7 protein-coding genes are annotated in these 13,744 nt (G+C 51.3%); all 7 read right to left on the bottom strand.

Annotated elements, in window-relative coordinates; translation table 11 throughout:
- Positions 1–9: 9 nt before the first annotated feature.
- The 7 genes from BP71_RS04190 to BP71_RS04160 are packed head-to-tail and all read right to left on the bottom strand — an operon-like array spanning position 10 to position 13,742.
- On the bottom strand, positions 10–3,756 hold the full coding sequence (locus BP71_RS04190; protein ID WP_496376921.1) for a sensor histidine kinase: 3,747 nt from the start codon (positions 3,754–3,756) through the stop codon (positions 10–12).
- Positions 3,753–6,293 (bottom strand): hypothetical protein, encoded by a 2,541-nt coding sequence (locus BP71_RS04185; RefSeq protein WP_496376919.1) that lies wholly within the window; start codon positions 6,291–6,293, stop codon positions 3,753–3,755. Before BP71_RS04185 ends, BP71_RS04190 begins: the two co-directional genes overlap by 4 nt.
- A 1-nt stretch (position 6,294) precedes the next feature.
- Complete coding sequence (locus tag BP71_RS04180) at positions 6,295–7,122, bottom strand: class I SAM-dependent methyltransferase (protein ID WP_496376917.1); 828 nt, start codon at positions 7,120–7,122, stop codon at positions 6,295–6,297.
- 23 nt (positions 7,123–7,145) lie between these two features.
- The gene (locus BP71_RS04175; protein WP_496376915.1) at positions 7,146–9,827 is read right to left on the bottom strand and encodes a TonB-dependent receptor plug domain-containing protein; all 2,682 of its coding nucleotides are present in this window, start codon (positions 9,825–9,827) and stop codon (positions 7,146–7,148) included.
- A 17-nt stretch (positions 9,828–9,844) separates the two neighbouring features.
- A complete protein-coding gene (locus BP71_RS04170; protein ID WP_496376913.1) occupies positions 9,845–12,979 on the bottom strand; it encodes a WD40 repeat domain-containing protein in 3,135 nt (1,044 codons plus the stop codon).
- A gap of 5 nt (positions 12,980–12,984) precedes the next feature.
- Positions 12,985–13,410 (bottom strand): ATP-binding protein, encoded by a 426-nt coding sequence (locus BP71_RS04165; RefSeq protein WP_496376911.1) that lies wholly within the window; start codon positions 13,408–13,410, stop codon positions 12,985–12,987.
- 11 nt (positions 13,411–13,421) lie between these two features.
- Positions 13,422–13,742 carry an STAS domain-containing protein gene (locus tag BP71_RS04160; RefSeq protein ID WP_496376909.1) on the bottom strand — a complete coding sequence of 107 codons (321 nt, stop codon included), beginning with the start codon at positions 13,740–13,742 and terminating at the stop codon, positions 13,422–13,424.
- Positions 13,743–13,744 lie beyond the last annotated feature (2 nt).

The raw sequence follows: 13,744 nt of genomic DNA, 5'->3' as shown, positions 1-13,744 counted from the left end.
CTGTTTAAGTTATATAGCGATTTTAGCAGGTTCGGTTACAACAGGGAGGATTATTTCGACTTCGGTAAACTCACCTTCTTCCGAATGCATGCTGATCCGCCCTTTGTGGTATTCGATGATGTCTTTGCTCATGTAAAGGCCCAACCCGGTTCCCTTTGATGTGGGTTTGGTGGTAAAAAAGGGATTGAAAAGCTGTTCAACCTCCTTAGGCGGAATACCTTTTCCATTGTCCCGGATGCGGATGCAAATACCGCCTTCTGTCGGCCTGCTGCTTACATTCAGCCGGGGTTCGAAAGTTGGGTCGGTCCTGGCTTTTTCGATGAGCGCATAGCATGCATTGCTGATCAGGTTGGTCAATACCTGTGCAAACTCGAATGGCAAAAGGCTCACTTTTACCCCTCCTTGATTGAGGGAAAACGTCATATCCACAGAATTTTCCTTGTATTCATTCAGTACTTCCTGCAAGGCGTACCGCGCTTTGGATTCCAGGAATGGGTTCAGCTCGGTGACAAAAAACTCTGTCGATTTTCCTTTCAGGAGCTTCTGCATGTCTTTCACGATCCGCGTGGTACTGTTGCCATGTTCGTATATCTTTTCGAGGTTTTTCCGCAACATATCCAGCCCGCTGTCCAGATCGTCCTTTTCATCCTCGGTAAGCGCGTCGGCATGCTTGTCCGTGACTTCGGTAATCTCCGTCAGCAGCTTGCCCGAGGATTGCGAAAAATTATTGATATAATTGAGCGGGTTGAGGATACGGTCCACAATGCCTTTCGTCAGACTGCCCACCGACGCCAGACGTTCCTGACGGATCAGTTCTTCCTGGGCCGATTTGAGGTTTGTGAGCGTATTTTCCAGGTTTTCAAGAATATCCGTCTTGATATAGGCTGCGATCAAATGCTCTTTGAGGTTGCGAACCATAATAAAGTCGCGCTCGACGAATGCATTTTCATGGTCCGTGTTTTCCAGCGTGATAAAACTCTTGGCTTCGCCCTCTACCCGGATAATAATGGTTATCAAAGATTTCGGGGCATAAACATCATTAATGGAACTATTCAGGTTTTCGTAGCGGAAATTGTTTTTGAGAAAAATATCTTCAAAGATCTCCGTCCCGTTTTCCATATACCGTTGTTCGGCCTGATCGTAGCTCATCGTCACGCCCTCCAACTCGTCGATATCGATCCCGCCTGTGATGGCGATAAACTGATAATTACCTGTTGTACGGTTGTGGATCAATGCGGACGCGCTGTCGACATTCTGGAAAAGGCACAGCCTTTCAAGCACCAGCTGGAACAATTTCCGGGTGTTGACCTCGCTGTTGATGGCCTTCACAAAATCATCGATCCGTTCGAGCTGGTCATTTGTGGCCGCCAGTTGCTCCGACTGCTGTTCCAGCTCCTCCTTTTGGCTCACTACTTCTTCGGTTCGTTCGTGGATCAGATTTTCCAGGTTCCGGGTCCGTTTCAGCAGAAAGCTCCTCCGTTGTTTGTTCAGGAAAAAAATACCCGCCGGGATCAGCAGCGCATACAGCACATAGGCCCACCAGCGCTGATAAAGCGGCGGGATCACGGTAAATGCAAATGAGGCTTCGGAACTTTGATTGTAGTAAATGTTCCTGGCCTTTACGCGGAAGCGATAATCTCCGGGCGGAATATTGGTGTACTCTTTCTGGTTTTTGCCCGACCAGGAGCCCCATGTTTTGTCAAAATTTTCGAGATATACCTGGTATTCGAGATTATCCTGAGGCAGCATGCTCGCCGCTGAAAACTCGAAGCTCATGTCGTTGAACTGATAGGCCAGTCTGACCGGATCATTACCTCTGAGTGCGGCACTATCCGCATTCGTCGAGCCGATAAAGCCATCCGCCAATACGGTGTCTCCCTTCGCCGCGACCCGGCGGATAAATGCAGGAAACGCCCTGGTATCATCCTTTCTCAGTTTGAGATCGTAACGGATCAGCCCGTCGCTGCCGCCAAACCACATCACTCGGTCCGCATCCGGGTAAATTACATTGATATCCCGGTCGGAAAGCGGCAAGAAAGGTTTGATCACCTGCCGGAACTTTCCCGCACCGGCTTTTTCAAACCAGGTAATGAACCTCGAATCACCGTTGGTCGTCCAGATATTACCGGTCGCATCCGCCACGAGTTCGCCCCGCCATACCGAGGCAGTGTCCTTACCCGTCAGATTCCGATATACCTCAAAGCGGTCGGCGGTGGCATTGTAACGGTAAATGCCACTCGGGTTGCTGACGAGTATTCCCTCACCGGTTTGTACAATATGGTTGAGCAAAGGCGTCGGCAAGCCCTGCGCCTGCTTGTATCGCTTCACAGTGATGCCGTCGGCTGCCAGCCGGATGATGCCTGCGGCAGGCGTTTCGAGCCACACATTACCCTGGATATCTTCAATGATCCGCTCGACTTGCTCGCTGATCCCCTTCATGCGACGGGAATGGCGGGAGCGTAAATCCAGAATCTCTAAGCCGTTTTCAAGTCCGGCGTACAAGATATCCGGCTTCAATTTAGACGGACATACCGCCAACGCGAATTCAGCTGAAAGCTGCGAAACGGATTTATCGACCCGAAAAACCCCTTTGCTGGTAGCCACGTAAAGCGCGCCGTCATGAACGGTCATTGACCAGACCGCCAAACGGACCTCCCTGACAGGGTTGAAAATCTCCCCGTCCAGCACGTACAATCCATTACTCGTGCCACAATAAAGGTGTCCCTCAAACCGGATGACGTCGTTGATCTGGCCGCGCAGGTTGTTGTCCTCGTCATATTCGGTAATCGGCGAAGCTACGTCCAATTGCGCAATCCCGTTGTTCAGTGCCAGCCAGATGTTCCCTGTTTTGTCCTGGATCCAGGCATTAACGCGTTCGTCCGTGAGGCGGTAATTTTCGCTGATTACCCGGGCCACGGTGCCGCTCTGTGGATACACAAACACGATCTGACCATCTTCGACCATCAGGGCCATCGTGCCGTCACCCAGCATTCTGGCTCCGTAAAGTTCCTTGCTTGCGACTATGCGGTTGGTCTCTTCGGAAAAACGGGTCAGCCGGTTACCGTTCAGTTGAAAAACGCCCTTACTGCTCGTCAATACAATGGTTTCCTCACCTACGGGCAACACTGAACTCACATCGGGCAGGCCTTGCGGCCCATCGGCGGGAAAAATCGTGTTGTAAATACCGTCATTAAACATGCAAAGTCCGGCACCCTGTCTGAAAAGATATACATTCCCGTGTACATTAAAAGCAGCCGTTATAGTCCTGGGTGAGTTCCATTTACTGAGCCGCTTTCCATTCCAGAGGAAAATCTGCCGGCTCGCTACAAAATAGATTCCTTCCGTGGTTTCGAGGATTGTATTGATCGCCCCGAAACCCGAAATCTGCCGGCTCACGGACCGGAAGACCAGCCTGCCGGTCCTGTCTTTCGCCAGATAACCAAACTCATCCTTACCACCCACCAGAATGCGATCAGAACGGTCGGCGTGCAAAGCGGATACCTTGCTTATCTTAGCCGTTGGAATGGTTTTCCAAAAGACCCCATCGAACTCGAGTACGCCCGCGAAATTGCCGAAATACAACACCCCCTGCGAGTTGGCGGTGACTGCAAAATTCTGGCTGTGCGCCTTGTAGTCACGGGCCGAATAGAGCCGCAGCCCCGAGGCGGCCAGGCGCGTGTTGTCGACCAGGCGCTGCGCCTGTACATGCCAGGCAAACAACAAGACGGATAATCCTATGTATAATAAGTATCTCATGTGTCAGCCGTTTTGAGTAGTTCAGCCGCTTTTTCCGAGCTTTCGACCTGTTGGCACACACCACAATGGAGGTCGTCCTCGTTCCACTGCATCGTGCGGTAGAGCTCGCTGAAACGATCGTGATCGAGGTGGTAAAGCGTTCGCAATGCAGCTTCGGCGAGGGACTCTGCGGGGGAAGTGGCATTCGCGAGCAGTATGATCGTGGTAGCTTCCGAGGGGTAATCTTCCAGGGCACGGATCGCCAGCGTTTTTGTCTTCCGGCCAAGTCTGGCAAAATCTTTGTTGATCACGTCGTGCAGCCGGTCTTCTACCGAAAGCCGTTCCTGCGGGAATGCGTGGTGCAGCCTTTCGAGCTTGTCCGAGCCCGAAATGTCCTCAAACAGCGGAATGACCTGTTTTTTGTGTTCGGCGGGAATAGCCATATTCAATATTTCCAGTAAATAGCTGCGGCTGTTTTCACTCTTCGACTGCACCGTATCCTGGATGTAGTACAGGCGCTTATCCTGCGTGAGGATCGTCAGCATGTTGATCAGTCCGGCCATGGCGGCCCAATACTCCTCCTGCAATTCATCGGCAAGCGGTGAGTTGTAAAGTTTGTGGCTTCGGGACAAATCGCGCTGCGCAGCCAGAAGCCATGCCATAAACCGGATCTGCAGTACTGCCTCCTGCACAATGGCAGGTCTTTCATTCAACCGCGCGCCATACCCACGCGCAGCCAGCGCCCTGAAAACCTGATGTCTCACCGCAAGATCGGGATGGTTGAGTTTCTGCCTCAATACCCGGACCGCCTCATTCCCTTCCATCTGCATTACGACCCCGATAATGGCCGTCTGAACATCTTCCCGGCCACCGGACTTATCGAAATAATCATTTAATGCAGGTAAAACAGGTTCGCCTATATGCCGGATCGCATCGGCAGCCGCCGTCCGAAAATCGGGCTGACTGAGGTTTTCAAAGAGATATGGCCAGAGCTCCGGGTTTCCGTTCACCCCGGATGCCCTCAATGCGGCATGTTTTTGGCTGGCATCCTTGCCCTGTAAAAAGGGGATCAGATACCTGAATGCCAGGAACCGCTTCGACTGACCCAACATTTCAATGGCTTCCAACCGCTCGGCCGGAAGGACACTGCCCGCTTTGGCTACGATTTCGTCGAAAGAGAGGGGTTTCAATGTATTTTCTTCTGCCTCTGCTATCCCGGTTGTGCTTTTGTTTGGCAGGGCATCCCTCCATACATTCCCGAGACTTGTAAACAGGTTGCTCAATGTGTTCTGGTATTCTCCCTGCATCCGGAATGACGCGTACGTCCACCCGATCAGGATCACGACGAAGACGATCATAATTTCGACCGGCTCGCCCAGGCCTATACTCATGAGCGTAAGCAGGATCACGCCTGCGAGAATATAACCTGCCGGTTTGGCATAAATCTCCACCCTGTTTTGCAGCTCCTGGCTTTCGCCTCTCTCCAATGGTTGATACAAGATCTGAAAGGAGGTATCACTGAAAGATTTTTTAACCGAAATGCAGAGAAAACGACTTAGCAGGATGTAGAAAAACACCGAATATTTCAGAGAAATAAACAGAATGGCCAGGCCCAGCACCAGTATGAGGGCCACAGGCAGAATGATAATCCCGGAAACCAGGCCGAAAGAGCGGATCGCAAAACGATAGAAGAAGACTTTTACCAGTAGTTCGATGACCGAAGAAACCAGGAAAAATTGCCCCAGGAAAAGCGTCAGCTGCTCCTTCATCGGAAACTGGCGCTTTACTTCCACCGAAAAAATAAACTCGCCGAAGTAAACGCCGAGCACCGGCAGCATTCCAAGCAGCAGCACGAGCAGGTGATAATTGTTTTTGAAATAACGCCTTTCTTCCAGCTCCTCCTGCTCCGCATGATCCGCCCCTATTTGCTGACGAACAGCCAGTTTGTCCCGGTAATTGCGGGTAATGGCTACCATAAAACCCAGCGAAATCAGCAGTGCAGCCATACTGAGGTACAACAGTTCTTCGGTTTCCATTGCCCTGAAACCCAGTAGCACATTCACTGCCAGATAGCTGACAATGGAGGCAACCACGTCTCCGGTTGCTATGAGACTGAAAATACGCTTCGCCTGTTCGAGGTTGAAAATTTTAGCAGATGAATTCCAGAAAGTCACATTATTGACATAAACCGAAATCCGGTTCCAGATGAACATCGTCAATGCTACGCCTTTCCAGCCGGTGAGCTCGTAAGCGAAGAGCATAAGCCCCACGGAAACGAACTGAAAAACGATCAATGCCATGCATAACCTGGAAAAATCGTAATGCCGTTGTAGTCCCACATTGATCTTACCGATCAGAAAAAGCAACAGGCCTCCACCGATGTAGGCAACGGGCAGCATTGATTTGGCATAATTAACAAGAAACAGCGCATTGGCCACGATATAGAAGACGTAAATCGATACCCCGCTGAAAAAAGAGTAGCAGAGCATCAGCAGCACGGGTTTTTCCTCGTCTGCCTTCACGTGTAATGCGGCGTAAACGGACTGTCTCGTTAGCATATCAGTCGTTGCTCGATGGTTTCCTGGCCAGATAAACGCCCTGTTTAAAAAAGAGGCTGACGTTATCATCTTCAAAAGTGAACCTTGTTTTCTCCGAAAAGCCCGCCTCCTGGTCACGAATGAGGTCGATCAGATAGCCGTTTAATTCGCGCAGCTTTGCCCAGTCACCCTGCAACTCAGAATAGAGGCGGTATTTGCTGTTGAAATTGTAGGTAAATGCCCTCGCGAGCTGATAACCCTCGAAGCGCGCATTTTCCAACAAATAGAAAAAGGCCTCCTGCGTGATAAAGTTGCGATTGGCCACCAGCGATTCATAGCCAGCCAAACGGTCCTTTTTCCTGAACATATTCCGGTAAAACTGCACCGTGCTGTCATCCAGGATCGTTTGCCAGAGTACAAACTTCCCCCCCGGTTTCAGGATCCGGTAAGTCTCGTTGATCATCCTCACCTGATCCGACGGCGGGAGTTCATGCAATACCATCTTCGCAACGATTGTATCAAAATGGTTATCAGGATAATCCATGGCCGCGGCCGAGTTTTGCCGGAAGTCGGTGAAATGCGTTTCTCCAAGCAGTTGCAGCAGCCGGCCTACCTCTGTACGAGCACGATCCAGTTGTATGGTGCTGTATTCGAGGAGGTAATAGTCCACTTCCAAAGTCGGGTGACGGCTGATAAGCGCCTGGGTAACCGGGCCATACCCCGCCCCACAGTCAAGGATGCGTTGTCCGTCCTTCGGTTCGATGAGCTTCACCAATTCATCGAACATTTCGTCACTGAAATTCGTCACGGTTTCATACCGTATCACTCTGTCGTCATAGGAGTTTTTCATTAGTGTCGGGTTTACCATTGGGATCATAGGTTAATAATTAAGCGTAACATGGAGTTAAAGCCTTTTTGCGGCGTACGATAGGCCTGATCGGCCCCGTTTGCACTGCGGATGCCGGGATCGGAATATTGTTCGTTCAGGATATTGTTGAGTATACCCTGTAACTGCACGGAGTCGGTAACTTTGTAGGTAATGGCCGCATTCAGCAGCTTATAGGATGGAAAAACACCTCCCGGTTGCGGATTTTGCGGAACAGACGTGCCTTGTCCCACCCGCCTGCTTCCGACATAGTTGAGCCGGAGATTTACATTGAGCTTTTCATTTTTAAGAAAAACCCCGTTCAGCCCGACATTGAAATGATGACGTGCAATGTCGCCGACAATCAGCTTTTTATTCGTTACCACGTCGGATGTGACGGTACCGGCAATGGAATCCTTTTTGGCATTGGTAAATGTATAATTGCTCCAAATGGTCAGCGTCCGGGTAATTTTGTAGTCCAAAACAGTTTGTAGCCCGCCTACGTAGGATTTGCCCGTATTATTCTTCTGTAAAGTCGTGGTGTTATTATAAGGCACCGCTATTTCCTCGATAATGTCCTTGTAAATCGCGTAGTATCCGCTCACATCCAGCCGTGCCCCTTTTACCGGCGAGAAGTTGAAGGAAACCTCATAATTGTTCACCTGCTCCGGTTTCAGGCCGGGATTGGCGACCAGACGCGTGGGGGCCGAAGTCGAGTAACGGTCGCGGCTAGACGCGTCCTGAAACGCCTGTGCATAGATCGCCTTCACCACGAACTTTCCCGGCGCGTATACCACCGCAACCCTTGGATTGAACTGGTTACCGTATCCACCGGTCGTACGAATGCGGTTGTGGTCGAAGCGGCCACCGAGGGTGAACCGTAGTGCCTCGCTCGCAACGTAGGTGCCCTGCGCGTAGGCGCCGATGTTGTAATGTTCAAAAAGATTGCCGCCGGGTACATTATCGAAGTCGCTCCTTCCTTTTTCAGTGGCGCTCACGTAATAGTCGTCAACGAGGGTCGAATCGATGGTAACCTTCTTATAATCACCCTGGATCAGGCTGTTGCGAACTTCTATACCACCCACGATATCCAGTCTGCGGGACGGCGTGTAGAGGATCTTGAATTCGTCCCGGAACTGCTGGGATTGCTGATAATAAAACTGGGTGCGCCAGAAAGGCAATCTATTTTTGAGCAAATCGCTGCCAGTCAGCGATTTATTAGAATAATTCCGGACCGTTACGATCCGGGATTGGTCGTTGATCTGCGTGGTGCGGAACTGCGCCGTATTGATAATGGCCAGTTTGTCCTGGATGATTTCTTTTTCATACAGGGCATAGTACAACGACTGCCGGGGTTCCCAGATGTTCCCGTTGTCGGCTCCCGCGCGGGTGTTGTCGTTGGCATACGTAATGGATCCCTGGACGCTCTGCCAGTTCTGAAAGCCCAGCGTAAAATCACTCACTTTGAGGCTTCCTTTGATGTAATATTGTTCCAACCGGTTGGAGTAGCCAATCGGGCTGCCATTCAGGTTGCCTTTCAAAGCCGCTTTGTCCAGCTCACGGGCCTTTGCAGCGCCCTGATCGGTCAGATTGGCGGCGATGACCGTTCCGCCGGCATCTCTTACCACATTGTAAATAGCATTGCCATTCCCGATCTGGTTGGTGTTTACAAAACTGGCAGCCGCCGCCCCGGAATAGCTCATCAACCTGTTATAATCGATCTCATCGTAATCCGCCGGATCGAAATTATACTCCTGGTATTTGGATAGATCCTGCTCGTAGGAATAATAGGCGCGGCCGGTGAGCGAAAACAGCACATTCTTCATTCTCGCGGCGGTGGTGACATCGGCATACCGGGTTTTGTAGCTGCCATAACCCATGTCGGCACGAAGACCGAAATTCCTGTTGTTTTTAATGACCTCGTAAGGCTGTCTGGTGATGACGTTCACAACGCCAAGAAATGCATTGGCCCCGTACATCGTCGACGCCGGACCGTACACGATTTCGATCCGGCTCACATTGGTGATTGGAAACTGCCGGTTCCAGTACACAAAATTTCCCCAGAAATCATTCTCTTCGATGCCGTTGACCATGAAAAGCGTCCGATCAGTATTGCTGGACCGGTAACCGCGCTGATAGATATTGGAATAGGTAGAACCATAGGTCCGGGAAACATCAAAACCCGGAAGGTCGTTGAACAGGGCTTCCAGGTCGATGTAACCCCGCTGCACGATTTCCTCGCCCGTCAGTACCAATACCGTTGCCGGCGCTTTGTTGATATCTTCCAGCTTTTTGGATACCGAACTCACCTGGATAACCCGATCGGTTGCGTTTTTGAGCAGGTTTACAATGCGGGCGAATTTGGTAGAAACCGACAGGTCTCCTTCGGGTTCATATGATGGATTCAGCAAGAGCATTTCCCGGATAGCCCTGGTCCCGCTTTCAAGCGAGTCCATAGCCAGGTAAGTCTGCGCGATGAGCTTGTAAGCCGCTGCCTTCTCGTTGTTTGAGAAACCGTCTTCGATACAGGGATTAAGCAATGTGAAAACATCCGTGAAATTGCCGTTGCCATACCGCTTCTGGGCCTCGCCGATCTTGAATCCCCCACAATCCTGCGCATAAAGGCACAGGGGCATGCAGGCAACAGAAAACCCGATCAAAAACAGCACTATGTACACGTATCTTTTCATACTCGCCGGATAACTGCTTATGGTATTATTTTTTGATAACTCACATCTTTGCCGATGTAGGTGTTCCATTCCTCGCTCGTGAAATTCCGTCTTACATTCCCGACGATCTTTGCATACAGGTGATCCGGATTAATCTCCCACACCCGCACCGATTTGTCAGCGCCACAAGAGATCAGCCGGTTGCTATCCGCCGTAAAGCACAGGCCCATCACCCAGTTGTCGTAATCGTGTATGGCAATGGGCTGCTGTTGTAAAAAAATGTCTTTATAGTTCCACAAATGCACCGACCCGTCGAAGCTGGCCGTTGCCATCTGTTTTCCGTTGGGGGAAAATATAATGCTGTTGACCGTCGAGGTATGACGCCCCGTAATTGCGTATCCCCGCCCGGCAATCGCATTGTGAACCAGGTTCCAGACATGAAGCGAACCAAAATTATTACTGGTAATGAGTCGTTTACCATCCGGACTGAATGCCAGCGCCCCCACCTGACTGCCCAATTCCGCAAACGTGTAAATTACCGGTGCCTTTTTCAGATTACCGAGATCGAAAGCCAGCAGCCGACCTTGGGTGGACCCGCACATGAGCACTTTGTTATCCGGGCTCGGCTTTGCAGAAAGGATCGGAAACCCCGACCGGATATGCTGCAGTGAATCCAGCGAACGATCGGTTACTTTCCAGGTCCGGATTACGCCGTCGGAACTTACCGATACAAGTTCCCCGCCTGCATATGTGAGCGTGTGTACGGGGGCCTTGTGGGCGTGGATACTTTCGGGCGATGCATTACCGATCTGCTCCCGCCATTTGAAGATCGCGCCCTGGTCTGTTCCAGCCAGTATGCTCGCGCCGTCATTCGTAAATAATACCGAGCGGATATCCTGCCTCGCACCTCTGGGCAGCTCAAAGTTCTGCGGACGCTGCGTAAAATCGTCGATATTCCAGATTTTAAGCGTGCCATCGTCACTACCCGATGCCAGCCGGGTGTGCCCCGGGTTAATAGCAAGCGCACGAACTGCGTCGCTGTGCCGTCGAAGCACTGTTTTGGCAGCAGCAGCTTTCGACAATGCATTGAAAATATCCGGAGACTCTTTATCATTGAACTTATAGGCCTGCAATGCAAGCAATGCGGAAAGGTCATCCTTGCTGTCGGGCATCTGATAGGATTGAATGGCAATGGACCGGGCTATCGCGATTAACCTCAGTTGCTTTTCCTGTTGCGTTGCCGCGTCGGCCTTTTTGCGTGCATCCTGCGCAATGTTCAGCAATGTATCACCGCGTAATTTTTCCCGCTCCATGGCCTGCCTCCCCAGCTCGGCCCGCTTCTCCGAATCGCGCGCAGCCAACTCGCTCCGCCTGGCCCTTTGTTGCTGTTCCAAAGCCACTGCCGTTGCGGAGCGGGCTGCTTTTTCGCTCACCCTGGCCTTTTCCTCCTGGCGCTCGGCGTTTTCCTTCTGTAACCGGGTCAGCTCGCGTTGCTGCTCGGCAATCTCCTGCTGCTGCTGTGCGATCCGGCTCTGCACCAGTGCTTTCTGGGATTGCTCCTCTGCACGCTTTTTTTCCGCCTGGGCGGTCTGCCCTTTTACATCGGACTCTTTCAACGCCTGCCGCGTTTCGGCTTGAAGATAAGTCAGGTACAACACCGCTACCGTGGCGACCATTCCCACGCCTACCCCCAGCATGGCGAACATCCGGCTTTGGCGCAATGCTCTTTTTTGTTTTTCTTCTTCGTTTTTAAGCTCTGATTCGTATTGCTTGCGACTGTAATCGAGGTAATTGATCGCCCTTTCGAAATACGGGTCGTAACGTCTGGCCCATTCTTTGTTTGGCTGATTATCCTTTTGCCACTTCAAACCCAGCTGTAACTCCGGGTTCACCCATAAACCTGCTTTGCCGTCCTGATACAGCAGCGCGTTCGCGCTCAACTGCTTGTACAGTTTCGCAGATTTCATTTCTTCGCCGATCCACCGGTTCAGGCGCACCCAAAGGACCATGATCCGTTCTACGGTGAGGTCGATAATCGAATCCGGCGTGAGGGTTATGCCGGAATTGGGACTCAAAAAGGAAATTCCTTTCGCCCTGAATGCCTGAATGACATCGATAAGCTGATAGTCCGCAACCCCTGTGATCCTGATAATCTCGCTGAGTGCAATCGGATGGAGTTCCGGCGTATCGCTTGGCCCTGAAACAACCAGTGATTTGAAGAGCTTTTCCGCCGCCAGTTTTCTCCGATCATCCAATTTCTGATTAAATATTTCCTCTGCATGAATGGTAATGGCGTTTTTCATCGTCCCGATGGCCTCATAATCCGCAATAGTGATCAGCGAGGGGTTGGCGGGCGTAGTCATCCATTTGTCCCAGGTGCGAAGTAACGCATGTTGTAAAATCGGCAAGGAATCAGGGCTGGTACTGATTTCCTGCAAAAGTAAGGTAGTGAGGTCGGGCGCAATGACGCCGCCCGTTGCTTCAATGGGTTTCGTAATGATTTCGCTGATCTCTTCTGCTGTCATTTTGGGAAGCAGGTAGTAACCGGTATTAATGGCTTCTGTCAGGCCTTTGAACTCCGTACAATTGTCGAGATAATCCGACCGCATAGTGATGACGGCATAGCAGTCACTTTCCCGCCCCTGAATGAGTTCCAGGATCAGCCGGATGAAAAGCGACGTCTCGGCCCGGGCCTCCGTCCAGGTGTGACGGGCCAGATCGTACCGGAATATCTCCTCGAACTGGTCGATCACCAATAGTATTTTCCCGCTGCCTAATGCGCTGATCAGTTCCATAATGGCAGTCCGCGTGCCATCCCTCCCCATTTCATCCTCATGCAGGACGGCGGCGACCGCAGTTCCCAATTTCCTCCTCAACTGCATTTTTAAAGCGGCCAGGAGGTTTTTGACGGGATGTGCACCCGGTTTGAACAGTACTACAGTCCATTCCGCCTGCCCGGTGTCGCCGGTTTCCAGCGACGGGATCAACCCGGCCTTGATGAGCGATGATTTACCGCTCCCGGATGACCCGATCAACGCGAGAAACCTGCCTTCCAGGAGTTTGCTTTTCAGCGCCCGGATATGCAGGTCCCTGCCAAAAAACAGCGCGCTGTCTTCGTATTCGTAACTTCTGAGTCCAGGAAATGGGTTGGAAAGATTGATGGACGGGGCCATGCTTTTCAGCTACCGGTTATCTTCATGACAAACTTGTTGCGGTTCTTCTCATCCGCATATTCATAGGAAAATTCATCGACACCATTCACCGTCAGGAAAATGCCTAATCCGCCGATTTCCCGGTCTTCGAGTTCGCTCGCCAGGTAGTCGGCGTCGGGCAGCTCGCGGGAAAGCGGATCGAAGGGCTTGGCAACATCTTCCAGGATGACGACCAGTTCGCTGTCGGTAATCTCGCTGAGTACCGTAAAATCCGCCACGATACCTGCACGCTCATAGCCGTACAGGATAATGTTGGTGGCAATTTCGTCCACGGCCAGGATCAGGCTGTAAGTCGGCTTTTTACCGAGTCCGGCCTTCGCGGCAAGCGTACTGATGTAATCCCGGAGCAGGTCCAATGAATCGACAACTCCGGGAAAACTTTTTGTTTCCATCATGCTGGATGTTAGACAGGGTATTGTTCAACAATGGTGACGCTGTGCTGCAAGCCTGTTTTTTCAAGCGTGTCAACGATCAGTTCCTGAGGTCTGACAATGTAAATGGCCAGTTTCGGGCCTATTTTCTGTTTGGAATAAATTAATACCCGCAACCCGGCGGACGACATAAAGTTAAGATCCTCCATATCAAGCACCAATGCTTCGATGTCCTGGTTGGCTATTTTTTCTACCTCGGTCTGAAACACACGGGCCGACAGGGAGTCGAGTTCCCCGTGCAGGGTCAGCCGCGCTACCTTGTCTGCTACTGCTGATTCTATTTGAAATGCCATGA

This window comes from Dyadobacter ginsengisoli DSM 21015 (assembly GCF_059568735.1).
The sequence above is the reverse complement of the archived record's forward strand: the minus strand, read 5'-3'. Positions and strand labels throughout refer to the sequence as shown.

Coding starts and splice junctions, on each gene's coding strand:
- BP71_RS04190 (WP_496376921.1), bottom strand. CDS start 3,756: ATGAGATACTTATTATACATAGGATTATCCGTCTTGTTGTTTGCCTGG.
- BP71_RS04185 (WP_496376919.1), bottom strand. CDS start 6,293: ATGCTAACGAGACAGTCCGTTTACGCCGCATTACACGTGAAGGCAGAC.
- BP71_RS04180 (WP_496376917.1), bottom strand. CDS start 7,122: ATGAAAAACTCCTATGACGACAGAGTGATACGGTATGAAACCGTGACG.
- BP71_RS04175 (WP_496376915.1), bottom strand. CDS start 9,827: ATGAAAAGATACGTGTACATAGTGCTGTTTTTGATCGGGTTTTCTGTT.
- BP71_RS04170 (WP_496376913.1), bottom strand. CDS start 12,979: ATGGCCCCGTCCATCAATCTTTCCAACCCATTTCCTGGACTCAGAAGT.
- BP71_RS04165 (WP_496376911.1), bottom strand. CDS start 13,410: ATGGAAACAAAAAGTTTTCCCGGAGTTGTCGATTCATTGGACCTGCTC.
- BP71_RS04160 (WP_496376909.1), bottom strand. CDS start 13,742: ATGGCATTTCAAATAGAATCAGCAGTAGCAGACAAGGTAGCGCGGCTG.